24 protein-coding genes are annotated in these 26,488 nt (G+C 38.7%); 9 read left to right on the top strand and 15 right to left on the bottom strand.

The window, feature by feature from the left end; all coding sequences use genetic code 11:
• Positions 1-70: 70 nt before the first annotated feature.
• Together BHU72_RS03250 and BHU72_RS03245 are read right to left on the bottom strand one after the other, a co-directional pair.
• Entirely contained in the window at positions 71-3,103 is a 3,033-nt protein-coding gene (locus BHU72_RS03250; RefSeq protein ID WP_069701202.1) for an efflux RND transporter permease subunit, read from the bottom strand.
• Positions 3,104-3,114: 11 nt separating this feature from the next.
• The gene (locus tag BHU72_RS03245; protein ID WP_069701201.1) at positions 3,115-4,353 is read right to left on the bottom strand and encodes an efflux RND transporter periplasmic adaptor subunit; all 1,239 of its coding nucleotides are present in this window, start codon (positions 4,351-4,353) and stop codon (positions 3,115-3,117) included.
• A 292-nt stretch (positions 4,354-4,645) separates the two neighbouring features.
• Between BHU72_RS03245 and BHU72_RS03240 the strand changes: the two genes are divergently transcribed.
• Complete coding sequence (locus tag BHU72_RS03240; protein ID WP_069701200.1) at positions 4,646-5,932, top strand: glycoside hydrolase family 18 protein; 1,287 nt, start codon at positions 4,646-4,648, stop codon at positions 5,930-5,932.
• A 112-nt stretch (positions 5,933-6,044) separates the two neighbouring features.
• On the opposite strand, the gene BHU72_RS03235 is transcribed toward BHU72_RS03240, so the two are convergent.
• The 3 genes from BHU72_RS03235 to BHU72_RS03225 all read right to left on the bottom strand — a co-directional run bounded on the left by BHU72_RS03235 (position 6,045) and on the right by BHU72_RS03225 (position 7,477).
• Positions 6,045-6,401: a nucleotide excision repair endonuclease gene (locus BHU72_RS03235; protein ID WP_069701199.1), complete on the bottom strand. Its 357-nt coding sequence runs from the start codon at positions 6,399-6,401 to the stop codon at positions 6,045-6,047.
• 104 nt (positions 6,402-6,505) lie between these two features.
• Positions 6,506-6,970 (bottom strand): DUF1499 domain-containing protein, encoded by a 465-nt coding sequence (locus tag BHU72_RS03230; RefSeq protein ID WP_245671847.1) that lies wholly within the window; start codon positions 6,968-6,970, stop codon positions 6,506-6,508.
• A 27-nt stretch (positions 6,971-6,997) separates the two neighbouring features.
• The gene (locus BHU72_RS03225) at positions 6,998-7,477 is read right to left on the bottom strand and encodes a GyrI-like domain-containing protein (RefSeq protein ID WP_069701198.1); all 480 of its coding nucleotides are present in this window, start codon (positions 7,475-7,477) and stop codon (positions 6,998-7,000) included.
• A 420-nt stretch (positions 7,478-7,897) separates the two neighbouring features.
• Here BHU72_RS03225 and BHU72_RS03220 point away from each other — a divergent pair, with 420 nt between their 5' ends.
• A complete protein-coding gene (locus BHU72_RS03220) occupies positions 7,898-8,623 on the top strand; it encodes a DUF421 domain-containing protein (RefSeq protein WP_176720389.1) in 726 nt (241 codons plus the stop codon).
• Between the two features lie 58 nt (positions 8,624-8,681).
• On the opposite strand, the gene BHU72_RS03215 is transcribed toward BHU72_RS03220, so the two are convergent.
• From BHU72_RS03215 to BHU72_RS03205, 3 genes are all read right to left on the bottom strand, one after another.
• On the bottom strand, positions 8,682-9,413 hold the full coding sequence (locus BHU72_RS03215) for a YybI family spore inner coat protein (RefSeq protein WP_069701197.1): 732 nt from the start codon (positions 9,411-9,413) through the stop codon (positions 8,682-8,684).
• A gap of 148 nt (positions 9,414-9,561) precedes the next feature.
• A complete protein-coding gene (locus tag BHU72_RS16620) occupies positions 9,562-9,753 on the bottom strand; it encodes a hypothetical protein (protein WP_069701196.1) in 192 nt (63 codons plus the stop codon).
• A 93-nt stretch (positions 9,754-9,846) separates the two neighbouring features.
• The gene (locus tag BHU72_RS03205) at positions 9,847-10,530 is read right to left on the bottom strand and encodes an EAL domain-containing protein (protein WP_069701195.1); all 684 of its coding nucleotides are present in this window, start codon (positions 10,528-10,530) and stop codon (positions 9,847-9,849) included.
• Between the two features lie 77 nt (positions 10,531-10,607).
• On the opposite strand from BHU72_RS03205, the gene BHU72_RS03200 reads away from it, so the two are divergent.
• The 3 genes from BHU72_RS03200 (at position 10,608) to BHU72_RS16350 (ending at position 13,288) form a co-directional block, all read left to right on the top strand.
• Positions 10,608-11,570: a tyrosine-type recombinase/integrase gene (locus BHU72_RS03200; RefSeq protein ID WP_069701194.1), complete on the top strand. Its 963-nt coding sequence runs from the start codon at positions 10,608-10,610 to the stop codon at positions 11,568-11,570.
• Between the two features lie 699 nt (positions 11,571-12,269).
• On the top strand, positions 12,270-12,782 hold the full coding sequence (locus BHU72_RS03195) for an SET domain-containing protein-lysine N-methyltransferase (RefSeq protein ID WP_245671846.1): 513 nt from the start codon (positions 12,270-12,272) through the stop codon (positions 12,780-12,782).
• 377 nt (positions 12,783-13,159) lie between these two features.
• The gene (locus BHU72_RS16350) at positions 13,160-13,288 is read left to right on the top strand and encodes a hypothetical protein (RefSeq protein WP_301553479.1); all 129 of its coding nucleotides are present in this window, start codon (positions 13,160-13,162) and stop codon (positions 13,286-13,288) included.
• Positions 13,289-13,357: 69 nt separating this feature from the next.
• Here the strand turns inward: BHU72_RS16350 and BHU72_RS15595 are convergent, their stop codons facing one another.
• Positions 13,358-13,684, bottom strand: a complete 327-nt coding sequence (locus BHU72_RS15595; protein ID WP_069701192.1) for a hypothetical protein — start codon at positions 13,682-13,684, stop codon at positions 13,358-13,360.
• Between the two features lie 314 nt (positions 13,685-13,998).
• Here BHU72_RS15595 and BHU72_RS03180 point away from each other — a divergent pair, with 314 nt between their 5' ends.
• Positions 13,999-14,970, top strand: coding sequence for a calcium/sodium antiporter (locus tag BHU72_RS03180; RefSeq protein ID WP_069701191.1), 972 nt, complete (start codon positions 13,999-14,001; stop codon positions 14,968-14,970).
• A gap of 77 nt (positions 14,971-15,047) precedes the next feature.
• On the opposite strand, the gene BHU72_RS03175 is transcribed toward BHU72_RS03180, so the two are convergent.
• From BHU72_RS03175 to iadA, 4 genes are all read right to left on the bottom strand, one after another.
• The gene (locus BHU72_RS03175; RefSeq protein ID WP_083248230.1) at positions 15,048-15,695 is read right to left on the bottom strand and encodes a pentapeptide repeat-containing protein; all 648 of its coding nucleotides are present in this window, start codon (positions 15,693-15,695) and stop codon (positions 15,048-15,050) included.
• 187 nt (positions 15,696-15,882) lie between these two features.
• Entirely contained in the window at positions 15,883-18,516 is a 2,634-nt protein-coding gene (gene cphA, locus BHU72_RS03170) for a cyanophycin synthetase (protein ID WP_069701190.1), read from the bottom strand.
• A gap of 32 nt (positions 18,517-18,548) precedes the next feature.
• A complete protein-coding gene (locus tag BHU72_RS03165) occupies positions 18,549-19,355 on the bottom strand; it encodes a cyanophycinase (RefSeq protein ID WP_069701189.1) in 807 nt (268 codons plus the stop codon).
• Between the two features lie 75 nt (positions 19,356-19,430).
• Positions 19,431-20,570 (bottom strand): beta-aspartyl-peptidase, encoded by a 1,140-nt coding sequence (gene iadA, locus BHU72_RS03160; RefSeq protein WP_069701188.1) that lies wholly within the window; start codon positions 20,568-20,570, stop codon positions 19,431-19,433.
• Between the two features lie 553 nt (positions 20,571-21,123).
• Between iadA and BHU72_RS03155 the strand changes: the two genes are divergently transcribed.
• Positions 21,124-21,966, top strand: a complete 843-nt coding sequence (locus BHU72_RS03155) for an MBL fold metallo-hydrolase (RefSeq protein ID WP_069701187.1) — start codon at positions 21,124-21,126, stop codon at positions 21,964-21,966.
• A 28-nt stretch (positions 21,967-21,994) separates the two neighbouring features.
• Here BHU72_RS03155 and BHU72_RS03150 read toward each other — a convergent pair whose 3' ends face one another.
• Positions 21,995-22,582 (bottom strand): NAD(P)H-dependent oxidoreductase, encoded by a 588-nt coding sequence (locus BHU72_RS03150; protein ID WP_069701186.1) that lies wholly within the window; start codon positions 22,580-22,582, stop codon positions 21,995-21,997.
• A gap of 133 nt (positions 22,583-22,715) precedes the next feature.
• On the opposite strand from BHU72_RS03150, the gene BHU72_RS03145 reads away from it, so the two are divergent.
• On the top strand, positions 22,716-23,144 hold the full coding sequence (locus BHU72_RS03145; RefSeq protein ID WP_069701185.1) for a MarR family winged helix-turn-helix transcriptional regulator: 429 nt from the start codon (positions 22,716-22,718) through the stop codon (positions 23,142-23,144).
• 121 nt (positions 23,145-23,265) lie between these two features.
• A complete protein-coding gene (locus BHU72_RS03140) occupies positions 23,266-23,973 on the top strand; it encodes a DNA alkylation repair protein (RefSeq protein WP_069701184.1) in 708 nt (235 codons plus the stop codon).
• On the opposite strand, the gene helD is transcribed toward BHU72_RS03140, so the two are convergent.
• Positions 23,963-26,386, bottom strand: coding sequence for an RNA polymerase recycling motor HelD (gene helD, locus BHU72_RS03135; RefSeq protein ID WP_069701183.1), 2,424 nt, complete (start codon positions 26,384-26,386; stop codon positions 23,963-23,965). The two genes, BHU72_RS03140 and helD, sit on opposite strands and share 11 nt — an antisense overlap.
• Positions 26,387-26,488: the final 102 nt, after the last annotated feature.

Genomic DNA, 26,488 nt, shown 5'->3' with positions numbered 1-26,488 from the left:
CTCTGGTAAAGATTCTCTCAGTTTCATCTCTGCTAAGAATTGGAAAACGAAACAGAGAACGTGCTATGGTTTAGCTATGGATTGTTTCTTCTGTCAACTGCTTCTGTTCTGTGTTCTTGTTAGACCTTCTAGAGAAGAATCCAGCAACCGACTCAAACAAGGAATATATAATTGGTAGAACTAACAGACTGACTAAAGTCGAGAATAACAACCCGAAAATAACGGCTGTGGCTAGTGGTGTTTGGAAATCCGATGTATTGGTACCACCGATAAACATTGCTATTAGTCCTCCTACTGTAGTTAACGTTGTAGTGAGGATGGGACGAAGTCTAGTCCGTGCTCCATCTATAATTGCATTATGGACAGTATACCCCTCGGCTCTCCGATTGTTAATGACGTCAATTAGCACAATTGCATTGTTAACAACAATACCTACTAGCATAACAATCCCAATCATAGCGACGATGTCAAACACACGACCAGTGATTAGAAATCCTACTGCAACCCCAATCAGTGTGAATGGCAAGGATGCCATGATTACAAATGGCTGACGCAATCGATTGAACTGCACCGTTAAGATAAAGAATACTAAGGCAAAAGCTACAACAGCCGCTAAGATTAAGTTTATAAACGCCTCATCCTGCTCCTGTTGGGTCCCAGTATACGAGAGATACACGTCTTGACTTTGATAATTCGCTAGAAATAGATCGACCTGGCGCTCTATTTCATATCGTTGCTCTTTCTCATAATAAATTGTCATTTCTATTTCGTAGTTGCCATTTTTCCTTGTGCGATTTGCTTCTGCAGGAGAATTCGAAAGTGTAGCAACAGATTCTAGTGTTAAATTCGCCCTGTCTTGAATCGGTAACTGAAATAATGCATCCGATGATTCTCTATATACTTTCGGAAACACAATATCTGCTGTTTTCTCTTTCCCAGCCACCTTAAGCTTAATATCCTTTACGCCATTCAGTACTGTTCTCACATATTGTTCTACCGAATTACGCGTTAGGCCAAAATGATCTAACTGCTGCTGAGAAAAGTCAATACTCCACTCTACGCTTTCCTTGGCAATACTGGATTCTACTCCAGTTACCCCCTGTATTAGCATGAAATTATCCCGAATTAATGGCACTTCGGTAATAATATCCGCCATCGTTGAAGATCTTACAGCTATCTGAAGTCTCCCTGACGTATCTGTTTGACCACTACTAATGGTTAAAAACGAGTATGGAATAGTTTCATTGATAGCTTTCTCTATCTGCTGATTGACTTCTTCTTCCGTCATAGACATTTCTTCTACTGGCTCGTAGTGAATATAGAAATTGCCACGATGACTTCTGCCTTCATCTGCCCAATAGAATACATTCTGTACATCTTGAAGGTTTTCAATCTTCTCTGCGGTTTCACTTAGCAATGTTTTTGTTGTGCTGAAATTCGTCTTTTCATCGACTTCAAAACGAACGTATAAAGCTCTTTCTGAAACGTTAGGAACATAGTTTTTCGGGACATGGACTACAAGTGCGTAACTAAAGACCACTAGCAGTACTGTAAAACCAGTCAGTATGATCCACTTACTGCGTAAACAAAACTCCAATATACGAATATACCCGTCTGTTAATTTAGATCCAAGGGCAGATTCCTTTTGTTTCGTGCTCAAATAGTAAGATAATAAAGGAATCACGGTTAATGACACAACTAAAGATGAGACTAAAGCTGTCGTCACTGTAAGGGCCAACTGTTTCGTTAATTGACCTACAAACCCTTCTAAATATCCGATAGGCAAGAATACCGCAATCGTTGTAAGGACTGACGAGATAACTGGTCCCATGACTTCCCGTGTCCCCGATAAGACTGCTTCTTTCTTCTCTATTCCCATCTGTATCTTGCGGAATATATTCTCTAAAACTACAATGCAGGCATCCACTATCATCCCTGTACCAATTCCGATAGCCATGAGTGTCATAATGTTAATGCTATAATTGAATAGCTTAAGAACCAACAGCGTTGTCATAATGCAAATAGGAATACTGATTGCTATGACAAGAATCGTGCGAACATTGCGAAACACTATAAACAGTACGCCTATTGCCACAAGTGTCCCGATACCAATATTTATTAATAACTCTGTAATTGCCTGCCCGATAAAGTTTGAGGCATCCCAAATATAATAAAATTGCCAGTCTGTTGTCTTATTTCCATGTATTTTATCTAGCATGTCACGGACTTTTTTCGCTGTTTTTACTTCGCTTTCTGATGACGAAATATTTAAATCAACACTGTAATAATCTTTCCCGTTTAAACGTGTGATGACCTTGGTCGCTTTTTTCTCCATCCGCATATCAACGAGATCTATCAATAACTCCCCCGTACTCAAGCGGAAATTCATAATATCTTCTGGGCTCGTTACAACCGATTCGCTTTTTACCCGATATTGACTTTGATTATAGGAGATGGTTCCTAACAAGGGCGCGGTAAAATTCTCTTGAATCTCTTGAATGACTTGCGCTGATTTTTGCAAGCTTTGTACTTTTCCTGGCTTCATCTCAAAAACATAATACTCGTCATAAGTGCCTAAGTTATGCTCAATTTTCCGAAGTTCCGGGATTTGTCGCAGATTCGGAATCAGGACGTCCCGGATTTCATTGCGAATCGTTTCGTTCTCTATGTCCTCAGGGACCACGGCAATACTCATAAACGTATCATCTTCTGTCGAGAATTGTTTCACTTCACTGGAACTAATCTTAAGAGATACTGAGTTGATTTGTTGATTGATAGTATCTTGCAGCTTATTAATTTGACTTTCAGAAGCACTATCTTTCATGACTAAATGGATATTGACGTTCTTCGTCGTCGTGGTCGCTGTCGTCCGTTTGACAATATCAGAATATAAAACCACATTCTCTAGTGGCAGAGTAACCTCTCGCTCTACTTCATCTAAATCCGTTTCTTTGTCTAACACAATTCTAACAGAAAGGGTTGGTTCATCGACTTTTGGCAAAATTTGAATCGGTAGTAGTAACGTCGCGATTGTCCCTGCGATCATCACCATGCATGAAACGAGAAAAATAATTAAAGGCCTTTTAAATAGAAAGGATAACATGTAAATCCCTCCTATTGTAAAACGACGACTATGTCACCGTCTTCTAATTGATTCTGACCTAATACTACTACTGCGTCTTCGCTTGTTAGCCCACTAATAATTTCTACATATTCCTTATTTCTTCTACCGATTTCAACGAGTGTCTTTACTGCTTTCCCCTCTTTAACCGTAAACACATGGTACTCGTCTGCATCACGGAATAATGCACTATTTGGCACCGTCATGACTTCCTGGGATCGGTCGTCGGATAACACGAGTTGCGCACTCATTCCCGGTAACAATTTGTGATTATGATTGTTCGCAATTTGCAGCTCCATCTTATATCCGTTCTTACCCGATTTTGGTGATGGCGATATAAATAATAGCTGCGAATCTAGCGTTTCATTTAACACGGTAACCTGTAAGGGAAATGACTTTCGGTTTTGTACATATATCAGTTCGTGTTCAGCAATCTCTGCGCGAGCATATAACGGCTGGTGGGATTCTATTTTCGCTACTGGTTCTCCACCACGAAGCTTCATCCCTACGGCCCCTTGCAATTCCGTGATTACTCCAGTAATTGGCGCACGAATCTGCAACTTATCCTGTTTAAGTGAAATGTCTTGCAATGCGATATCTAATTCCTTGAGTTGAACTTCCATTAACGCTAGGTCTTGGTTTTGTAAAAGCTGACGATATCCTTCTTTCCCTTGCTTAATATCTAATGCAAGCAATTTGATTTGGTCTTCTATTGCTTCTAGTTCTTTCTTAGGAATTGCTGATGCTTCGTAGAGCTGCTGAAAGCGTTCCATTTCCCGCTCAAGTATCAACTTTTGCTGCTCTAGTTTCTCAAGGCTCATTTTTCGGAGAGTTACCGAATTATCATATTCTATTTTCGCGTTATCTAATCGCTTTCTAGCAATCTCTTTCTCTAATTGAAGCTTTGATAGGGCTAAATCAATGGAGCTGTTTTCAATCGTGAATAGGATATCTCCTTTTTTCACTAACTTGCCGATTTGCGTCTTACGGGCAACCATTGTACCTTCTGCCTCCGCTACTACACTAACTTCTTGGGAGGGCACGATATCTGCTTTGGTAACTAATGTTTCCCCCATCGATAGTAGCATTGGTTTTTCAACTTTTACTCGCTTTTCTTTATCCTCTACCGGTACTGTGTTCACTTCTTTCGCTGCACATGCTACGAGTAACGCAGTAAGCAACGTAACACAAAATACAAATAGGATCTTTCTTGTGAATAAATTCCTTTTCATTGTTCTACACCTTTCTAAACTATTGAATCCGTGGACTCACTTTATATTTTTGCTAAACTTCGAAATAAGTGCAACTAGAGTTCAGGTGGAGTAAAAAACTCCAGCTGAACTAAGTTTTCTTTATGTAGTTCTAGCATTTACCATTTTATAGTATTCGTTAAAAATATATGAAACTCCTTTCCATTCAAGCCTGTAAAATCATTAACTTTTTATTAAATGGAATACAATAGCACTTTTCTTTTTCCTTCATATAATGATATAGGTAAATATCTATGAAAAGAAGGAGATCTACATGCAAATTCATGTTGTCCAACGTGGACAATCGTTGTTCGGAATTGCCCAGGCTTATAATACGACTGCGGCTGCAATAGCATCGGCAAATGAAATACCCAACCCAAATGTTCTGGTAGTTGGTCAGGCTTTAGTCATTCCGATTGTGGGAAGCTTTTACTGGGTGCGCCCAGGAGACAGCCTATTCTCCATTGGACGAAGATTTGGTGTGAATTATCTAGAGCTTGCTAGAATCAATCAAATATCTCCAACGCAGCCGCTCCCTGTTGGCTTAAGAATCTATATTCCTCCTAGACCTAGAACAAATGCAGAGATTAACGCATATGTAGAGCCATTGGGAGGAGCTGTTACTCCTGCTCTAGAGCAAGCTACACGTAACGCTGCACCCTTGTTAACTTATCTTGCACCATTTAGCTACCAAATTCAAAGAGACGGAACATTGCAAGGTCCACCGATGAACAATTTTCCTGCCATCGCGCAGGCAAACCGTGCAGCATTAATGCTAGTTGTGACGAATCTAGAAGGTGGTCAGTTTAGTGCTGAGCTTGGCAGAATTATATTAACTAACGTTGAGCTACAAGATCGATTATTGGATAATATCATCGCCGAGGCAAGACGTTATAACTTTGGAGACGTTCACTTTGATTTGGAGTTCCTCCCACCTGAACTTCGGGAGAATTATAACAACTTTCTGCGTAGAGCCAAGGCAAGATTATCTGCTCAAGGCTTGTTAATGTCAACCGCATTAGCACCGAAGACTAGCGCTACTCAGGTCGGCCCATGGTACGAAGCCCATGATTATAGAGCCCATGGTGAAATTGCTGACTTTGTTGTAATCATGACCTACGAGTGGGGCTATAGTGGTGGACCACCAATGCCAGTATCCCCTATTGGACCCGTGCGCCAGGTGTTAGAATATGCCTTAACGGAAATGCCTGCTTCAAAGATTATGATGGGTCAGAACCTGTACGGATACGACTGGACATTGCCGTATGTTCCTGGCGGACCATATGCAAGAGCAGTTAGTCCACAAAGGGCGATTGAAATTGCAGCACAGAACAACGTAGCCATTCAGTATGATTTTACTGCGCAAGCACCTCATTTCGATTACCGAGATGCTGAAGGACGATTGCATAAGGTTTGGTTCGAGGATGCACGTTCAATCCAAGCGAAGTTCAATCTTGTGAAGGAGTTAGGACTACGGGGGGTAAGCTATTGGAAGCTAGGGCTTTCTTTCCCACAAAACTGGCTACTGATTCAAGAGAACTTTAATGTGGTGAAGAGATAACGTACACGTATTGCTAAAGTTTAAAAATTGCACAAAAGAAAAGGTCTAGACTCTTCTCAGAGAAATCTAGACCTTTTTCTATCACATAACTAACTCTGAACTTCATAATGTTTTACTTAAAAAATACTTTATCCACATTATGTTTAGATTTTAGTTCATTGATAATATACGTTTCATAAATCTCTCTATGTACAGGATCTTCAACAATACATACTTCAATCTTTACCACTTCATCCCGACTCATTTTAATGGCGGATACTGTATCTTCAAAGTGCTTTTTTATTCTTTGTCTAAGCTTCCTTGCTTTGCCGACGAACAATAGCTCTCCGTCATGATTATAAAACATGAAAATTCCACCCTTGTCCCTTGGAATCAGGTGAAAATCAGTAAAACCGTAAATATTGCTACCCTCAGGGTTATCTTTTTTCGTAATCGTTACATCTGCTACTGGTATTGTAATACTAATCATGTTATGTCACTTCCTCTGTCGTTATGCTGTATACACTATCATAGTTCTGTGTATATTTCTATTATAAGTAACCCATAAGGGTTTTGTATTTAATAACTTTCTATTTACTGCATATATAAGCCCTTTAATTCCTCATACCTTTTCCGATTGAGTCCTAAATCGGAATGTCCCACACGTGATGCAGAGCGGATGTGAATCACTTGATTTGCTTCGTCTATGTAGAACTCAACATCATCTTTATACTTCATCCTTGGAGTTGAAAATACAACATGTATGTATTCTTCGCGCTCGTTGACAATTGTGGACCCACCATATGCCAGAATCGCTTGCTTGATTTTTTCCATACTGTTTACTTTGTCACCTAAAATCGGTAGTGGTTCTACACGTTTTTCTGGATTGTCAGTCTGGCTGGACACTGCATTTGGCGAATCAGGTAATGGTGCTAGTCTACCGTCGACTACACCTAAATGATCCGGCACTTTACTGTTACCGATGTACATGATAATCGCAATAACACCTATCGCAAGCACTACAAACAGGGCCGCTCCCCATCCAATCATTCTAATCATTGCGTTCCTCCCACTATTATAAAAATATTACTTTTGAATCACAGGCACCCACGCTTCACATCTGTATTGTGCATCTTTTTGATTACCAATTGGGTATACCTCTAATATGGGCGCACTAGATGGTTCATATCCTTCAACAGGAAACCATTGGGCAAATATTTTCTCCCATAGGTTCTGTATCGCCTCTGGGATGGCCCCAACAGACTCAAAAATCACCCAAGTACTTGCTGATATCTCTCTTTCGACAAAACAACCAGTTATTTCTGTAGCTGGCTTTTCCACTGCAATCATATACGTTAGTTCACTTTGAGCATGGTCAAAATTCATGCATATACCAAGAAGCCCAAGGCTACCTGCTTGTCCTCTAAGCATTTCTACAGTCCCATCTTCAGCGCTATCGGCCCAAAACTCAGTTATGAGCTCAAGATTTTCCCCATTTACAGTTGTAATCGTTCGTTCTTTCCCGATAACCTGAAACGCGCTTTTCTCAACCACTTTGTATTCCATCTGATTGATCCCCTTTTATGTTAATTTTTCAAGGAATATTAATAATTCTTATACTACCATAGAACGCTAATTTTTATAACAAATATAATCTATACTATCCATTAGCTTCCCCATTTTTAATGAGATAATAGAAGGGGGCCCGCTGTGTATTCTATATTTATGGAAGATATCTTTTAAACCAATTTAATGTTTCTGTATATTGCTCCTTCGTGTAATTCAATAGTTCATGGTCACCTTTTGCTTAGAACTTGGCACGCAAAAAAGGGGAGCATTGTTAGCCCCCAAGGCTAAAACATTCCCCAATTTTTATTGTTTAAAAAAAATGTATGGCACTACTGCTTTCAGGAAAAAATGTCTTGTATGCATTCAAAACGAAACTTTCTTTGAACTGCAATCCCAGGAAAGAGTGTGAAAGGCTATATGATAGAATCTTTGAAAGAAATATTATTAGTTTTAGGGCGAATTGTCACAATTTTACCCTTACTTTTATTAATTGCCATATACATGGGTAAACGTGCCATTGGACAGCTTCCAGTATTTGATTTTCTAATCATTGTGACCCTTGGTTCCGTTGTCGGAGCAGATATAGCTGACCCTAATGTCCATCATCTACCAACAGCAGTAGCTATTGTCGCCATCGGGTTTCTCCAAAGAATTGTTGCCAATTGGAAGATTTCAAATCGAACCATAGGGAGATTGTTAACCTTTGAACCGACTATTGTCATCCAACACGGGAAGTTTCTTAATAAAAATCTCAAGAAAATTAGATACTCTATTGATAACATACTACAGATGCTTCGCGAAAAAGATGTTTTTGATATAAAAGAGGTCGAAACGGCGATTGTCGAAGCCAATGGTAGTATAAGTGTCCTAAAAATACCTCAAAAAAATACGGTCACCTTAGAAGATATGAAGATAAATCGATCAACATCTTCCATTGCTGTACCAGTTATTATAGAAGGGACCGTTTATCCGGATATCCTAGAGGATTTCAATTTAGACCAACAATGGTTGTTAGAGCATTTAGCGATTCAAGGCGTCCATAATTTAAAGGATGTTTTTTTCGCGTCTATTAATGGTAATCATGAACTTCATATTTCTTTGATCAATGAGGAAAGTATTAAGGTTCCCACTATAAATCATTAGCTTTCGCTCTAACTACGTTATTACTACTAGAAACAATATCCCACAGTTCTAGAGAGTATTAAATATTCTGTGACCCAAAAATCGCTACATTTTGTTGCTCTAAAGCAAACCTGTCATTTTTCCAGTGTAACGTATTAAGCACATATCCTAAGGAATCTGCATTATATCTTCCTGCTATCCTTTGATACGCAAGTAATTCATACACACCATTCCCATCGAAATCAACGGGATACATTCCGCTGATAGGATTCACAAAACCAGTAATAGGTGCTTTCAAGTTCCCATTAGCATCATAAATTTCATTTAGGTACTCCGCGCCTCGGTCCGAAATATCTATAATAAATGTTTTGTTATTATTTAAACTAACAACTTTCACCTTATAGTTGTTTTGATATGTTACGGTATATTTGTATTGCTCATTATACACTTCGAAATTAAATAGTAATTTAGATTTATTATTTGTAAAGGAATAAATGTAATGATACATCATTCCACCACTACCACCAGAATTAATACTGATTAAGATGTCGTCTACACCATCCCCAGTAAAATCCCCTAGAAATAATGTAGGATTGTATCCTGCATTTGCATTTTCTTTTAACGGAATTCTTGTAAATGCGCCTGTGTTCCCGTTTTCAATTATAAGTGTAATGTTTTGGATAAAAGGACTCGAGGGGTCCTGCGTTCCTGTCAAGTAAACATTATCAGGTATTAAATCGCCGTTTACATCACCCCTTGCAACGGCTATAATTGTTGTTTGTGCCGATTGGTCATTATTTTGTATATGCATATAAAAACTCCTTCTCATAAATATCTATTCTGCAAATATCTTATGAGCCTATGGAGATTTATGCTACTATTTAATCTGACATAATAGCCATAACATGTATTGTTACATAGTCCCAATAAAAAAACGCCAAACTTGGCGTTTTTAGATGCTATTCGCTACTTCTTGGATGTCTGTTTAACAGAGTTTGCATATTATTAACCGTTACAAATACTGCTTCTGTTTTTTCTGTAGCTTGAGTGCCACTTAGTACTTCTTCTGTACTTTCATTCATTGCACTAATAGTTTCGTTGACCCCGCTTTGTATTTCTTTAATGAGTGTTCCAAGCTTATTAGTTTGCATTAGAAGAATCCTCTGCTAGCTTGCGTACTTCGTCAGTTATGACTGCAAATCCTCTACCTTGTTCCCCTTACCTCGTGTTTGCCTAGGTGCAATTTACTTAAATTCTTTTGTGTTATTTCTTTCGATTGGTGGATCAAACAACCAGCCTTGACCTAATTCAATCCCACAATCTAGTAATAATTCTTTTTGTATCTCATTTTCAATCCCTTCAGCGATAATAATCACATTCATTTCTCTGCCTAGTTTAGCGATTGCTTTCATTAGTGTAAATTGCTTTCCCTTGTCCATAATATTTGTTATAAGAGATCGATCTGTTTTTATATAATCCGGTTCCAAATAATCAATTAAAAAGAGATTGGAGTACCCAGAACCAAAATCATCAATTGCAATTTTGACTCCTATTCTTTTAAGTTCTTTTATTGTGTATCTGATTTTCGACCTATCACATTCATAAAATCTCTGTCCCTCAGTGATTTCAATTACAATGCTTTCCTTTTGTGGTAATTCATGCAGTCTATTTAATAAACTTTTATCATTAGTAAATGTACATAAATTACAATTAATGAACCTCTTACCCCTGAAATTATTCTCATTCATTGTTTTAAGTGCTTGTGTTTGAGACAGCATGTCCAAAACTATTGACATCCCATTTTTCTCAGCTTCCATAAATAGTTTCGTTGGTGAATCGGGTCCCCGCAAAAGTGCCTCCCATCCGAAAATCTCTAGATTATTAATTCTACGTATAGGCTGAAAACAATGGTATAAATTGCTGAACAAATAACCCCACCTCCCCTTAGACAATATCCTTAAGATGTCGTACAATTTAAGTTGTACGACATCTTAAGGGGGTTCTCATGAGTATTTATCAACATTTTCAAGATTCTCAAATAAAGGTCATTATGAATTCTGACAGTTTTTCAGATGAACAAATCATTAATATTTTTTTATTATCCCGTCCTTGGTCTCAAAATACATTGAGGAATTATAAGAGATCCATCGACGAATTTCGTTTTTTTATTGGATTTAAAGCACTTCATTTAATAACATGGAAAGAATTAGAGCTTTATAAATTGAGTTTAATGAATGGAATACATACTAAAAGCAAAAAACCATTATCACCAGCTACTGTCGCTAACCGAATAGCACCAATTCGTTCCCTATATAAATGGGGTAGTGACCTTAACATAGGTTTTTTTCAAAAGAATCCTACAACCTGTCTCCAAATACCCAAAGTGCCGATTAATAGCAAACATCACTATCTTACAATACGTGAAACAAAGATGCTGCTTCTAGAATTAAAAAAACAAAGTAATCGTGATTATCTGATTGGCTTAATTTTAATATTATTAGGACTTCGAGTTTCTGAATTGCTTTCTATATGTTGGGACCACTTTTATTTTGACGCCTCTGATACATTAATCTGGTTGCGTATAGTAAACGGTAAAGGAGGGAAGCAACGAGAGGTTAAAGTACCTAGAAAATTATGGGATTTGCTAAATGAACATTTAGTATCCCTATCAAAATATTCGGGGCAAACTAAAGCGACCTTGTTTTCCTTATCTGTTCGTCAAGTTGAGCGAATTATACAAAATGCTCGGGATAAGTGCACTTTTGATAAAAAAGTTACTCCTCATTGGTTGCGCCATACTCATGCTACTCTAGCATTAGCTCAGGGAGCTAACTTAAAGCATGTTCAAGAAAACCTTGGACATGAGCAGATTAATACTACTCAACGATATTTACATAATATTGATCCTCTAAAAAAAGAATCGCCTGATTACGTTAACGATTGTTTAAAAGAATTTTTGAATTCGTGAAAAAGTATGGTGTATCATTGTAATATCTGTTAATATATGTTATAGAATAAATTGTAATTTTTTGACGGTTTATATCGAATCATGTCGTACAACTTAAATTGTACGACATCTTAAGGATTTTGTAACCATTTCACGCTTTCCAATATCTCCCACCAAGTCAAAGTCTTCTATTACCCACCTTCCCAGGTCGATCCTTTAATCTATCAATTCCATGAAAGCTTTGCCTTATATTTTCCATATAACTCAAATTCATCTTCTTGCCCTATAGATAGCCGCTCTAGCATATTTATTAAATAAAGCGTTATTTTCCCTTTTTTTTAAAGGGGAAGGTCTTTCTTCAAGTGTTTTATACTACTTTGATTTATTTTTATTAGCCACATACGAAAAGTAATAGCAAAATGCCTCTCTAAATATCTAGATAGATACCCTGAACTAGACAGTTTTTATACGGTTGTCATTTTATATGACACCGATTCAATATAAACTTAATCACCTTAAAAAAGTTGTCTAGTTTACTGTTGACAATTCATTGGATAGTCTCTTAAAGGAAATAGGGCTTTGTATTAGAAGAAAAGTACAATCAACGTCGATCAATTTGTAGTGCTTTACATTAAAGACAGCAAAGAATGATAAGGAGAGCTTATTTTTGATACATTCTGGTCAGAAATTAAATATGTAAGTGATAAAGTCGGCATAGGTGTGTTTGCTACAAAATTAATCCCTAAAGAAACCATTATCTGGATTCAAGATGAATTAGATATGGTTCTTGATGAGGATTACATTGAAAGTCTCGATGAAGCTAGACAAGAGTATATATATAAATGCTCCTATGAAGATGATGATGGGTATATTCTATGTTGGGACCATGCAAGGTATATGAATCATAGTTTTCATTATAATTGTGTAGATACCGCATATGGTTTTGAGTTAGCTGAACTAGATGAACAATTAACGTGTGATTACAGAGCAATGGGTGAAGATGAAGAGTTTGAATGTGTACCAGAAAGAGGCACATCTAGAACAAAATTGACAGCCAATGACTATTTAACTTGTTATATCGAGTGGGATGAGAAAGCAAGTAAAGTATTTACGTATTTCAATACGGTAGACCAACCTTTAAAACATTTAATAAAAGCGAAATTTTTAAATAACGTAACTGCCGTAGCAAATGGAACCGAAACCGCTAGACTCCATCCATCCTTTGTATATTGATGACGAAGAGGATGAATCGTAACCACAACAAATTCGCTATAATGAAAACTTTGCCAGAATCTATGAAGCAAAAAAAATATTTAGCCTTCCTCCAATTAGAAGAGCTATTATTTTATCTGGCCCACGACGTGTATGTTTCTTTTGATCATCCAATGCTAATTAGATGCCCATATTCCGGGAGCAGTACATTTGAAGACATCGAAGAACAACCTATTGGGATATAAAAACAGGAGACGAGATTGTAGCGGTTATGGCCAATTATGGTATAACTACAGATACTATTGTTATCGTTTATGGTGCTGACTCGGGTGCTGCAAGAGCTGCATTTGTATGTCTATGGCTGGCGTTGAAAATGTAAAATGGTCTTTTTTTATAAAATGAATCAACTTCATAAAGTTATAGAGCTAAAAATCGCTACGACGATTGCTATATCAATCATCAAAAAATTTATCTGCAAATATCTTATGAGCCTATGGAGATTTATGCTACTATTTAATCTGACATAATAGCATAACATGTATTGTTACATAGTCCCAATAAAAAAACGCCAAACTTGGCGTTTTTAGATGTTTCTATCAATGCTTCTTCCCACTTCTGTCATTCTTGTTATCAGTCATATCACTAACCATATTTGATGCTCTGTGTGCTACATTCATAGCTGCATCCGAAGCTTTATCTGCTGCATTCATTGCTACATTTGAGGCCTTATGAGCAGCATTCATAGTAGCATCTGTAACTCCATCCACTGCATTCGCCGTTGCATCTACTGCACTCATCGCTGCGTCTTCCGTAACCTCTAATGCGCTATGGACTGTGTGAAACGCAGCTCCTGCAGTGTTCTTGATTCCCTCTGCAATATTTTTATCGTTGTGTTGGTTGTTCATATTCGTTTTGTGAGTCATTTATTTTCACCTCCTAAGTTTAGGCTTTGTATTCCCAAGCTTAATATTCAGGGAATTGTTAGGAGTTGTTAGCAAATCCATTGACTTCACCGTTTTGCCATGCTATATTATTTTTAACTTCAGACCCAAAGGGGAGTAGTTAGAGAGACAAAGTCGTCATCACGTGGTTTAACCACCGGCTTTGTTGCAACGTACACGTTGTTAACGAGACCTTTGCCGGAAAAGGCAAAGGTTTTTATATTAATTGTAGCCTTTTCCGTTTTGGGGAAGGCTATTTTTGATTTACTTATATTCTTGGTTAAGGAGCGTATTCAATGACGTATGTACTGTTGTTACTAGGTTTTGTCCTACTAATTAAAGGGGCTGATTATTTTGTGGAGGGGTCATCAAATATTGCGGGCCTATTGAAAATCCCCCCTCTCTTAATTGGTTTAACGATTGTCGCTTTTGGCACCAGTTCCCCAGAAGCGATTGTAAGTATTTTGGCCTCCATCAATGGAAGCGCCGATTTAGCTTTAGGGAACATTGTTGGGAGTAATATATTTAACATCACGCTGGTTGTCGGTATCACGGCTATGCTAAACCCATTGAAAGTGGAAAGCAACACAATAAAAAAAGAAATACCGTTTACTTTATTGGGTAGTATCGCATTACTGATCTTAATCAGTGATATCTCGCTACAGTCTTATAGCTCAAACCTTGTGACTCGCGGCGACGGCCTAATTCTTCTGTTGATATTTACAATCTTCTTGTACTATATCTTTGAAACTGCAAGAAACAGTCGCGAACAAGCACTTGAAGATAGCGTCAATGACACGTATATACAGACAGGCAGTAAAGTCTGGACGAAGTATATTTTGTTAACTCTTGGCGGTCTTACAGGTATTATCCTCGGTGGTAGCTTGGTCGTAAATAGCAGTACAAAGATTGCTTATGCGCTAGGAATGAGTGAAACTTTAGTGGGCCTGACAATCGTGGCAGTTGGAACATCACTGCCGGAATTAGTCACTTCCGTTACAGCAGCACTTAAGAAGCAAAGTCAAATTGCACTCGGTAATATCGTCGGAAGCAACATCTTCAATATTTTCTTTATATTAGGTGCTTCTTCTGTCATATCACCATTGCCAGTAGACGGCAAAATCTTCACAGATGTGCTACTCATGATTCTTCTGAGTGTTATATTGTTCTTCTTCTCTCGTTCAGCCTCTCGTGTCGGTAAAATCGAAGGAGGAACCCTTGCAGTTGCTTACCTTGGATACCTTATCTATATTATTTTCCGCGGGTAAATAGTGAGTACATTAGGTTTCAACATGAACTACAGCGGAGCCATTAAGCTCCGCTGCTTTTATTATCAAATTACAAATCAATCTATGATCTTTAATCCCAATAGTCTTGAGAATTCTATGGCTTGTTGGGTAGATACGATGCAACCACTTAAACTGTTCATAGATATATTGACGTTTTCAAATGTAGATGTACTTATATCGATCCCATCTAAATTCGTTTCGATGAAATCCGCTTCATTTAAATCACATTGTGAAAACACTACTTTCTGTAGATTACAGTCAAAAAAGTTTGCGCTTTTTAGAGAAGATCTGCTAAAACTCAGTAACTTGAATCTGGCTTCAGTAAAGTTACACAAATCAGCATGACAATCTTCAAATGTTACATTTCCAAAGCTTGCGTTAGAAAAATCCACGCCCGTTAGCTTACAATCTTTAAACTGTACTCGATTAATGATTCCTTCACTTAACACCGCATTGGAAAGATTGCAATTCTCAAATATCACATCCGTCATGTCAATTCTACGAAAATCTGCACGAATAAAAGTAACATTTTTAAAAATAACCTTAGAGAATACTGCTTTTTCCAATGTTTCATTATCTGCATTAGATCCCGTCACCATACAATTTAATAATTGTGGATCTTCTTCATAGTATATATCCGAAAATTTTCTCTCCTCTAATTCTCTATTCAATTTTGGTTGTTCAATGCTAATCTTCTTTTTCATATATCATCAATCCCATCGCTTCATTTCTTTATACTTTGTAATTATAGCTACAATAAATTTTTCATGTAAGTGAACTTTTTGTGAACAATTTCGAATCAATTTTTAACGGTAAATGAACATTCTGACTATGCAAAAAACACCCTGATTTCTCAAGGCGCTTCATGCTTCACGTAACAATCTGTAATTCCTATGATGTTAGTGAAAGTTCTAATTTGCTTAACTCTTCGTTTTGCAATTCTGTTATCAGTGAGACCACTGGGTCCAAATCTTCATAGAGCAGTGTAATAAAGTCCCCATCCTCTGACTCTGAGATTGCAGTTCTTAATGCCTCAACCTCGCAAGGTATCACTTGAATATTATCTGGGTTGAAGTCCGCGCTCAATAACCCCTGATGAAGAAGATATGCGACCTCTCCTGGGTTTCGCTCCCTTAAGTCTTTATCTTCTTTTATATACACTTTTTCAAATAGCTCCGCACATTTTGCACCAATACTGATAATTTGCTCGTTCGATCGATCACCAGGTACACCAATCACGCCAATCGATCGAGAAACATTTAACTTGCTTATAAATTTCCCGACCTCTTTGTATCCGTTAATATTATGACCATAGTCAATCATGACTTTTTTATTACCTATTTCAAAAATATTAAATCGACCTGGATTCATTTGGATATCTGGAATAAATGTCCGTAACCCGTGCTTAATCATATCGACTGGTGTATGCATCGCATAAAGAGCACTTGCTGCTGCCAATACATTTTCTATATTACACTCTAAATTGCCGTCAAAAGTAATTGGGATACTACTCACATCTATGAGCTTCGTATGTTCCCCTTTTTCACAAAGGAATATATGATGATCCTGGGTATACATCGCTGTATGTCCCTGTTCTATGTGTTGTATAAGTACTCGATTGAGTGGATTCCTTGAGAATAGAATGATACTTCCACAGGCGCGACTCATAAAGTACTCCACCATTGGATCATCTGCATTGAGGACAGAGTAGCCTTCAGGCTTCACAGCTTCCACGACTAATGATTTGACAAAAGCCAAATCTTCTCTAGTATCAATACCATCTTGGCCAATATGATCATCACCAATGTTAAGAATAACCCCTACATCCGCAAGATCATATCCTAATCCCCTTTTTACAATGCCACCTCTCGCCACTTCCAAAACTGCCGCATCTATATCTTTGGAGTTAAGTATATTCCTTGCGCTTTTCGGCCCTGTATTGTCGCCTTTTAATACGCAGTTCTTGTCAATGTAGATGCCACTGGACGAAGCCATTCCAACCTTTTTTCCTGATACACAAAGTGTATGAGCTACCATTCTCGTGGTCGTTGTTTTCCCATTGGTTCCAGTAATCGCTAGAATTGGAACGGAGTATGGAGTCCCGTCAGGATACAGGTAATCTAGAATATCGGCAGCAACATTTATACTATTTCCTTCCGATGGATGTAGGTGCATGCGTAACCCTGGTACTGCATTGACTTCAATAATTGCGCCACCGTTGTCCTTCATTGGCTGCGATATATCTGACGAAGTGATATCAATTCCTGCTATGTCTAGTCCAATTGCTCTTGCTGCGTTTATCGCAATTGCAATATTGTCTGGATGTATCTCATCCGTACATTCCCTTGCACTGCCGCCAGTGCTAATGTTGCCGTTCTCCCTTAACTTAATCACTTGCCCCAACGCCGGAACTGAATGCTCGTGCAGCCCAAATCTCTCGAGATAGTTTAACGCAATTCGATCGAGTCTTATCTTCGTCAAAGGCTTCTCATGTCCATATCCTCTTAGCTCATTGTTATTCTCTATATTGACTAATTCTCTAATCGTATGTATGCCATTCCCTACAATTTCAGGCACTTTACGCTCTGCCACTGCACATACCTTATCATTGATAACAAGTACTCTATAATCTCGTCCAGTAACATATTTCTCAACGATTACTTGATTGTTGTAGTCTGTCGGTATCCTATAATTCTCTTCAAGCTCTTCTGGTGTGTTGATATTTAACACTACACCTTTGCCTTGATTTCCGTTCAATGGTTTTAATACCACAGGATACCCAATCTCATCTGCTATCACGATTGCATCGTCCAGTGAATTCGCAATGGCACCGATTGGAACAGGGATATTATTCTCCATCAGGATTTGCTTCGTTAGTTCTTTATTGCAGGATAAATCAATGGCAATGCCACTGGTCGCATCTGTAAGGGCGGCTTGGACGAATCTCGCGTACTTACCATAACCAAGTTCTAGGAGGCTATCTTCCCCTAATCTTCTCACTGGAATTCCACGCCTTTTCGCTTCTTCATAAATAGCTTTAGAGCTAGGTCCAAGTTCGCTTTTTTCTTGTATTTTTCTTAAGTCATATATAATGTTAGAGGTATTAACGTACTGGGTTTTCATAATACCTTCGACAATGTGAATTGCTTGGACTGCACATTCCACAGCAACAGTCTCATTTTGATATTCAAAAACTACGTTGTACAGAGAAGGTTCTTGGTGTAATCGTGTCTTACCAAAGTAAACATCATAGCCTAAAATGACCTGAAGCTCTAAAATGACATGCTCTATTACATGCCCAAAAAATGTGCCTTCTAAAATTCTTTCGACAAAACCACCATGCTTTCCTAATCCACAGTGATGTTGTACTAAATTCGGAAATAGCTCTAGTAACCTCTTATTAAACATTTTGAAATCTACAGTAGTTTTGTCATGTATGTCTTCCAGATCCAGTAACATTTTCACAACTGGTTTATGACTATATATATTTCTTCCAGTAAAAGTCTTCATGCTGATAATCTTCAAAGCAATGGCCTCCAAGTCTTAAAGTATTATTCCTAATGCTTAAAAACTTCTCTATTTTTCAAGTCAAAACAATACCCATCTGGTAATACATGTACCGTTATATTCGTAATCGCCAGAATTTCATCTGGTTCAAGCTCTGACACATTGGAATCCTGAATCGATTTCCCATCGGCTATGGTAATGGAGTTCGTACCGTATACTTCAAAGGTGTCATCTGGGTAGACGATAATTGAGGTATCTTCATCGATACCTATTCCTAAGATATCTGGATTTGCAGCAACTCCACAAAACAACCTTCCGATACGACCACGTTGGGCAAAGTGCTGATCAATAATTGAGTTTTTTAGTAAATTAAAACCAGGAGCAACCTTCAGAGTACATTTTCGCGCAGGTTCGTTACTCTCTCCCTCGACAATCATAATATTACTCATGACGGAAGCACCCGCACTAGTTCCTGCAATCACCCCACCGTTGAGATAGCATTCAACCATCGCCTCATATGCTTTAGACCCACCAATGATACTAGTAATCCGCAACTGGTCTCCCCCAGTAAAAAAGATTCCTTCAGCCCCTCTGATTTTTTCTACAATTTCATCATCGTTAGCATCATCACGACTGTCTATATTAAGGATATCTATGTTGGTCATATGCAGACCATCAAATACCTTACGATACTCTTCTCCCACAGAATCAGGCAATTTCGTAGCTGTTGTTAGTACCAAAAGCTTTGAGTCATCACTTGGTAAAAGCCTAACAAACTTTTTCAGAATTCTCATTTCATCTGTTTTATCTTCCGCCCCGCCTATGATCATAAGGGTACCTTTTCTGTCTGATTCCATGTCTAACCTCCAGGATTTTGTGTTGTTTTTTGTGATTGTTTCGTGTTTGTTATTTAAGATTGTTATCTATGGTTATTAATTGTTTTCGAACGTACCTTTTTTCGTGATTTGACCGTCCTTCATGAAAACCTTTCCACCTGCAATCACCGTATCAATCGCAAGGGTTTTCTTATCCAACATAAGTATATCTGCATCGCTTTCGGGCTTTATTGTGCCTTTTTGCGGGTACAGCTTTAGAAATTTCGCTACATTGATTGTGGCAGTCTTGATCACAGTTTCGATGTCTATATTTTTATATTGTATGCAATCACGTAGATCATTGAACAGTTGAGTCATTTTACAAATTCCATTCCCTAAATTACTCCCGTTGCCATCAGATGAAACTGTTACGTTGTCCAAATTTTTATTCTCTTGGACAAGTTTTGCAAGTGCATCCGGTACACTATAGCCCTTTTCCGAGCTTTCTCCAGCAGTCATATCGATAAATCCGCCCATATCAAGAAATTGTATGCCTTGCTCAAATAGCTTTTTGTTGCGATTGATATGCGTCGGAATGAACATTTCAATAGGAAAATCCGTTTCATGAATTAATTCGAATAATAGCTTGATTCCTTCTTTACCATCGCCAATATGCATATGGACAATTCCTGCTTTAGCTCCGATCATCCCGCCCATTTTGGCTTCACTGGAAAGCTCCTTCAACATTTGTAGTGTAGGGTGTGATGATCGATAGTCCGCTAGAGCGACTTCGCCTACTCCAATCACCTTATCAATAAGAGATATATCCGTAATCGATTTCCCCGTTAAAGTCGAGGTGGGAATTGAATAACTTCCCGTATAAATGTATGAGGTAATGCCTTCTGCCTGTAGTCCATTCGCTTTTGCTAAAAGGTTTGCTATGTTTCTGGTGATACTGTCAAAGCCTAGAACCCCTACAACTGTTGTCACACCAGCACAGATTATTTCACTTAACTGAATTTCTGGGATTCTACTGACAGGCCCTTCTTCACCACCACCACCGAGGATATGAACATGTTGGTCGATCAATCCTGGGATAATGATTTTGTCAGAGCAATCGATAATTTCTACATCCCAAAGCTTATCCTTAGAGATTTCATCTTCCACCCTATATACTTTACCAACGGCTATTAAGATGTCTTTTTTCCCAATGCTCTCTGGAATGTAGCATTCCCCACCTTTTAGCAATAAGAACATACACTACCCACCTAACTTTCATTAAACTGTTAATAGCTTTTTCATTTCCAACTCATTATATGTAAAGAAAACTTAGCAATCGCCAAGCCTTTGGTGATGAGATTGCTAAGTTGCACTGACGCAAAAACACAGTAATTTATTACTGATGTGTTGCTAATGCAAAGCTATGTACATCAGATAAAATGCAAAAAATTGATGTGCAAAAAAAATAGAACCTCCGAAGATGGCTCTATTTGGTAATTGTCAGTTCCTTTCAGTGCCTATATACAGAAGACCATACCACAGGAAAATCTCGACAAGGTTATATCCTTAGTCACCATGTGTTGAGTTTTGCAGCTCCAATAGGTATGTTTATTGCTGGCCCAATATCAGAAATCGTTGGTATCAGGATTGGATGATGACTGCTGGATCACTGATGCTAATTGTGGGCATGGTGTGTTATTTATTAACCAAGGAATTCGAATCAAAATCCATTTACGCATGAATGGATTTTTTATTTTTCTGCAAAATAATGATAAGCTTTACCATCCAATTTCAGAAATGAGTGAATATGATGTTTCAATCGATAATCAATGGCTTATCTGCCATAACAACAACTTCTGAAGAAGTTTCCTCTGATATTCTTGTATTAAACTTCACTATCGTTACTGCTTGTATGATTGGAGAACCACTAAATAGTACTAACCAAAATCATTCAAAATGGGTTCTTGTCGACACTGGCCTTGATAGTTCTTACGATTATATTATCAATACTGCCCACGAGCGTTTTGGTGAAAACAATAAGCCTTCGTGCATCATTCTTACCCACGGCCACTTCGACCATGTCGGCTCTGTAATCAGACTTGCTGAGCTTTGGGATGTTCCTGTCTACATTCATAGCAAAGAGCTGCCATACATTACTGGTAAGCAAGATTATCCAGAAGCGGACCCTACAGTGGATGAAGGTCTTGTAGCGAAGATATCACCTGATTTCCCCCATACCAGTATCAATTTGGGACATAGGGCTCTTCCCCTACCCGAGGATGGCTCAGTTCCAGGCTTGCCAGAGTGGAAATGGATTGCTACACCAGGGCATACCATAGGACATGTTGCGTTGTATCGAGAAAAGGACCGTACGTTAATTGCCGGAGATGCTTTTACTACTGTGGAGCAAGAATCATTTCTTTCCGTTCTTACTCAAGAAGAAGAGATACATGGACCACCGAAATACTTCACAGAGAATTGGAGTGCAGCAGAGAATTCCGTTAGAACTCTTGCATCCCTTTCCCCATCATTAGTCATTCCTAGCCATGGAACAGTGATGCAAGGCGAAGACCTTACGAATCACCTGAGTCTATTAGTAGACACCTTTCAATCGATTGCCGTCCCTAAACAAGGGGATGAGGGGCGTATGTAATCCTCTGTTTGCGCTGTATGCTTGGGAATCATTGTGTCAAATCTTTAAAGTACCGATATATCTTTTCTAGCTTTATTTGTTGCTTTCCCTTAGGACTTTCCATATTTCCAAACTCAAAAAACTTAACTTTTTTAATTCCTACATATTGTAATAGCGCTTTCTTCATAAGTGCTTTATGTGCGTTATTCAACCAAAAGAGTGGATATAGGGTAGGTCCTTTCATGCAAGATATGCAGACTACAGACTTACCCTTTAATAATCCGTCAGGTAATAATCCTCCTTTATCTTCATACGCGAATCCAGCCGCGAACATTTTATCAATGTATCCCATTAACATCGCTGGTGGCCGTCCCCACCATATTGGATATATAAATACAATTTTATCTGCCCACAGCAACTGTTCTCTGTATTTTATAAGGTCGGGATCCTTCGCCATATCCCTTCTGCGTTTTTCTTTGTTAAATATAAGTATAGGATCGAATTTCTCTTCATATAAGTCGAGTATTTGAATGTCCAAAATTGCTTCATTCTCCTTACATCCCTTAAGGGCCTCCTGCAAAAATGCATAACTTAAACTTTCATGATTTGGATGTGTATAGATAATTAACGTTTTCAATAACTCACCCCATTAGTTGTTTTTTGATAACTAAAAAATACCACACCTCTTGCATTGTTGTCAATTGATAATTATCATTAAATAATTGTTTTTTGATAATTTTTTTGGTATTTTTAAAGTGAGGTGATGTAAAATGAAAAAACGTAAGCTTTTTGAACAATTTGTACAGTTTATTTCTTCAGTCCACCAAGTGACTAATGATATGACCAAGGATGTAAAGTTTGACGAAATCACACCTATGCAATATAAAATCCTCGAGTATATAGCCGTCTGCCAGCCCGTTACATTAAGTAAAGTTAGTGAATGTCTGCATATTTCATTACCAAATGCGAGTAGAGAGCTCCGCAAATTGATGGAAAAAGATTTATGCCAAAAGCATTCCGACTTAGACGATAAAAGAAAACATTCCATCCGCCTTACGGAAAATGGAACGAAACTGGTGGATGCTGCATTTCAAAATATTGAGTTGAAATTTAATAGGCAAATAGAGGCTTTAACAGAAGATGAATTAGAAGAGGTTAGACAAGCTCTTGAAGTTCTACAGAAGAAAGTGTTTTATTGAGTGTACGCGCTAAAAACGATGAATGGGTATTGCAAAAATAAAAAGAGCCCGAATGAGCTCCCCTTAGCTTGAGATAACTGTATATGGATAGTTACATTTTCACATAAAAGGAGAACGATTTATGGATTTAGAAATAGTTATGCAAGAACTAGAATCACTTGGCAAGGAACGAACAAAAGATACTTACATAAGAAATGGCGCACGAGAACCGCTTTTTGGCGTAGCTACAGGAGCAATGAAACCACTAGCAAAGAAAATAAAGAAAAATCAGCAGCTGGCCGAGCAGCTTTACGCTACTGGGAACTATGATGCCATGTATTTTGCTGGTATTATTGCAGATCCTGAGGCTATGACTGAGGCGGACTTTAATCGATGGATGGACGGGGCATATTTTTATATGTTATCTGATTCTGTGGTATCAGTAACTTTAGCTGAAACCGACATTGCTCAAACAGTTGCTGATCAATGGATTGCAAGTGGCGAAGAGCTTCGAATGTCGGCTGGCTGGAGCTGTTATTGCTGGCTTTTAGGAAATCGCCCGGATGTAGAATTTAGTGAGAGTAAAATTCTCAGCATGCTTGATCAGGTGAAAAGTACCATTTATAATTCTCCTGATCGAACCAAATCCGCTATGAATAATTTTATCTACACAGTGGCGATTTCCTATTTGCCGCTCCATGATAAAGCCGTTGCAATAGCTAACGCAATTGGTTCAGTAGAAGTCTTTTTCGGTAAGAAAAAGAGTAGTTTCCTGAATGCATCCGAAACTATTCAAAAAAGTATCGATAGAGGGATGCTTGGTTTCAAGCGAAAAAATGTTAGGTGCTAGATTTTACATCATATAAAGAAGCATCCAACGTTTGAATGAATGGAGTCCAATCGTCTGTTGCAAATAGTAGTAGACGATGCATTGCTCGCGTACATGCCGTATAAAAGAGTTTGCGTTCACTTTCTCGATGGTACGTCCGCGAGGATGCATCATAGATAAGAACGGCATCGAACTCAACACCTTTCGCAAGATATGCAGGTATGATTAACGTCCCCTGCTCGAAGGTAGGCGTCTGCTTCGTTATAAGGCGAACGGACGGACATCCATGCTCGGTTAAAAGGTCGTAAGCATCCATGCTTTCTGCAGCCGTTTTCGTAATCACAGCAATGGAGGTGAATCCTTCCGTTTGAAGAGTCGCAATCTCCTCCGCCAAACACATTGCCAACTGTGCGCGACTGTCAACCTTTGATAGATTTGGCTTCTTTCCGCTTCTTTCAAAGGGAACGATTTCCTTGCCACTCGGTAGCATCGACTTTGTGAAATCGACAATCTCGCGGGTAGATCGATAACTACGTGCAAGACGAATCAGGTCTGTTTCTGACGCACCGTAAAGCTGTATAAGTGGCGATTCTATACCATACAACTCCGTAGCGTGAGTGAAGATTGCCTGGCCAAAATCGCCAAGTACCGTCATGCGAGCTCGCGGGAACAGCTTTTTGAGATATTCATATTGAAACATTGAGTAATCCTGACCCTCATCAACGAAAACATGCCTGACATCCGTATTCGTACGGACACCTTCCACGAGCTCTTTTAAATACAGATATGGTGTAGCATCTTCATAAAATAGTTCAAGTTGACTAAGCTTCTCCTTCGTTTGCTCGCAGATGTCATTCCAAAATTCTGGAGCCATGGCCTCATTCGTCATAGTCCAATAAGCTCGCTCTTTGTCGAACAATTGAACATACAATCCAACCATGTCTATAAACAGCATTTTCTTCACTTGTTTTCTTAGCGGTTTAAAGTATTCCTTCACAACCATGCGACGCAGCTGTTCTTCTTCTTGCTCAGCATAGTCGAAGTCGCTTTCGTCTCTCCGATTTTTTTTATTCAGCATCTCTTGAATTTCTTCATATTGCTCTGCAAAATCAAAGACACCCCTCTCCTTATGGAGATCATTATAAACGTCTGCGTAATGCTCTTTGTCTAGGTAGTTGATTTCTTCCTGTACCCAGTGCATATCACGTTCCTTACGCTCAAGTATCGTTAGCTCCTTCAACAGCCACTCTTGCAGCAACCCTACGCGATTTGCCAACCGAATCGTTGGTTCGTAACTGTAAAACTGTGTTTCCATTTGTTTTACAGTGATTAAATCACGATCCCTAAAACGAATACTTTTAAATCGCATACCCCTTTGGCTCAACAACTCCACATAATTACGAATCGCTTGTAGGAATATCGTGGATGCTTTATATTCGATTCCCTTTAACCGAGTCTCATACTCTCGCGTGCTTTGTTCTGTCAGTACGTATTCTAATTGATCAAACGGGTCTTCTAGACTTAACACTGTTCCAAGCTCGTGTTCAAGGTATTCTTGAAAGGTCGTCTGTTGCATATTTTCTTCTCCAAGCTCGGGTAGAACCGTAGACACATAGCTGTTAAACATTGGATTCGGTGAGAAAAGAACGATTTGATTAGCCTTTAACCACTCCCTGTATTTATACAGTAAATACGCTACCCTTTGTAAAGCCGCAGACGTCTTTCCGCTGCCGGCTACCCCCTGCACAATAAGCATACGACTTTTATCATTGCGGATAATTGCATTTTGCTCTTTCTGGATGGTTGCCACGATGCTCTTCATCTGAGAGTCCGGACTCTTGCCAAGCACCTGCTGCAGTAATTGATCACCAATTGTCACGGTAGTATCGAACACGTTCCGAAGCTTGCTCTCGCTAATCTGATATTGCCGTTTCAGCTCCATTGTTCCCCCAACGCGTCCGGCTGGCGTATCATAGGTTGCAGCTCCTGGGGAATAATCATAATACATGCTCGCAATAGGAGTACGCCAGTCATAGATTAGGAAGCTCATGCCATCGGAATCAACGAATGATGATACACCAATATAGACCTGCTCGGTGGACCTCATACCATCCTCATGGAAATCTATGCGTCCGAAATAAGGAACATGTAATAGACGTTTCATGCTTTTCGATTGCTGTTTACGCAGTTGATAGCTGCGTTCCCGTTCCGACAATAACGCCTCTTGCTGCTTAATGCTATAGTATGTCTCCTCAAAATCCTCGTCAGTACTAGTGTTGACCGTCACTTCTTCCCAGAATTGTTTACGAATGTTTACCGCCTGATTCTGTAGTTCAGCTACCTCCGGCTCTATTTCTGCGATTCTCTCTTTTAGCTTTTCCGTTACTACGTCCAGTCGCTCCTGCTCCTGATTCCATTCCTTTTCATTGATCATTTCTCGACCACGCTCCCATTCTCTCAATTTTAAGAAAAATAAAACGCTTGACAAACCTAACCGCCACATGATATTATGATATTGTAGATATAATGTAATAGT

The organism is Desulfuribacillus stibiiarsenatis, from assembly GCF_001742305.1.
In the GTDB taxonomy this organism is placed as follows: domain Bacteria; phylum Bacillota; class Bacilli; order Desulfuribacillales; family Desulfuribacillaceae; genus Desulfuribacillus_A; species Desulfuribacillus_A stibiiarsenatis.
Note: the sequence above shows the minus strand (reverse complement) of the source record. Positions and strands in the feature narration are given on the sequence as shown.

What these genes read in the sequence shown, in the direction of transcription:
- BHU72_RS03220 (WP_176720389.1), top strand. Translation starts at nt 7,898, where the DNA reads ATGATAGAATCTTTGAAAGAAATATTATTAGTTTTAGGGCGAATTGTC.
- BHU72_RS03140 (WP_069701184.1), top strand. Translation starts at nt 23,266, where the DNA reads ATGGATTTAGAAATAGTTATGCAAGAACTAGAATCACTTGGCAAGGAA.
- BHU72_RS16620 (WP_069701196.1), bottom strand. Translation starts at nt 9,753, where the DNA reads ATGCAAACTAATAAGCTTGGAACACTCATTAAAGAAATACAAAGCGGG.
- BHU72_RS03225 (WP_069701198.1), bottom strand. Translation starts at nt 7,477, where the DNA reads ATGGAATACAAAGTGGTTGAGAAAAGCGCGTTTCAGGTTATCGGGAAA.
- BHU72_RS03200 (WP_069701194.1), top strand. Translation starts at nt 10,608, where the DNA reads ATGAGTATTTATCAACATTTTCAAGATTCTCAAATAAAGGTCATTATG.
- BHU72_RS03245 (WP_069701201.1), bottom strand. Translation starts at nt 4,353, where the DNA reads ATGAAAAGGAATTTATTCACAAGAAAGATCCTATTTGTATTTTGTGTT.
- BHU72_RS03165 (WP_069701189.1), bottom strand. Translation starts at nt 19,355, where the DNA reads ATGGAATCAGACAGAAAAGGTACCCTTATGATCATAGGCGGGGCGGAA.
- BHU72_RS03175 (WP_083248230.1), bottom strand. Translation starts at nt 15,695, where the DNA reads ATGAAAAAGAAGATTAGCATTGAACAACCAAAATTGAATAGAGAATTA.
- BHU72_RS16350 (WP_301553479.1), top strand. Translation starts at nt 13,160, where the DNA reads ATGAATCAACTTCATAAAGTTATAGAGCTAAAAATCGCTACGACGATT.
- BHU72_RS03235 (WP_069701199.1), bottom strand. Translation starts at nt 6,401, where the DNA reads ATGATTAGTATTACAATACCAGTAGCAGATGTAACGATTACGAAAAAA.
- BHU72_RS03250 (WP_069701202.1), bottom strand. Translation starts at nt 3,103, where the DNA reads ATGTTATCCTTTCTATTTAAAAGGCCTTTAATTATTTTTCTCGTTTCA.
- BHU72_RS03230 (WP_245671847.1), bottom strand. Translation starts at nt 6,970, where the DNA reads ATGATTAGAATGATTGGATGGGGAGCGGCCCTGTTTGTAGTGCTTGCG.
- BHU72_RS03155 (WP_069701187.1), top strand. Translation starts at nt 21,124, where the DNA reads ATGTTTCAATCGATAATCAATGGCTTATCTGCCATAACAACAACTTCT.
- BHU72_RS03145 (WP_069701185.1), top strand. Translation starts at nt 22,716, where the DNA reads ATGAAAAAACGTAAGCTTTTTGAACAATTTGTACAGTTTATTTCTTCA.
- BHU72_RS15595 (WP_069701192.1), bottom strand. Translation starts at nt 13,684, where the DNA reads ATGACTCACAAAACGAATATGAACAACCAACACAACGATAAAAATATT.
- BHU72_RS03215 (WP_069701197.1), bottom strand. Translation starts at nt 9,413, where the DNA reads ATGCATATACAAAATAATGACCAATCGGCACAAACAACAATTATAGCC.
- iadA (WP_069701188.1), bottom strand. Translation starts at nt 20,570, where the DNA reads ATGTTCTTATTGCTAAAAGGTGGGGAATGCTACATTCCAGAGAGCATT.
- BHU72_RS03180 (WP_069701191.1), top strand. Translation starts at nt 13,999, where the DNA reads ATGACGTATGTACTGTTGTTACTAGGTTTTGTCCTACTAATTAAAGGG.
- helD (WP_069701183.1), bottom strand. Translation starts at nt 26,386, where the DNA reads ATGATCAATGAAAAGGAATGGAATCAGGAGCAGGAGCGACTGGACGTA.
- BHU72_RS03240 (WP_069701200.1), top strand. Translation starts at nt 4,646, where the DNA reads ATGCAAATTCATGTTGTCCAACGTGGACAATCGTTGTTCGGAATTGCC.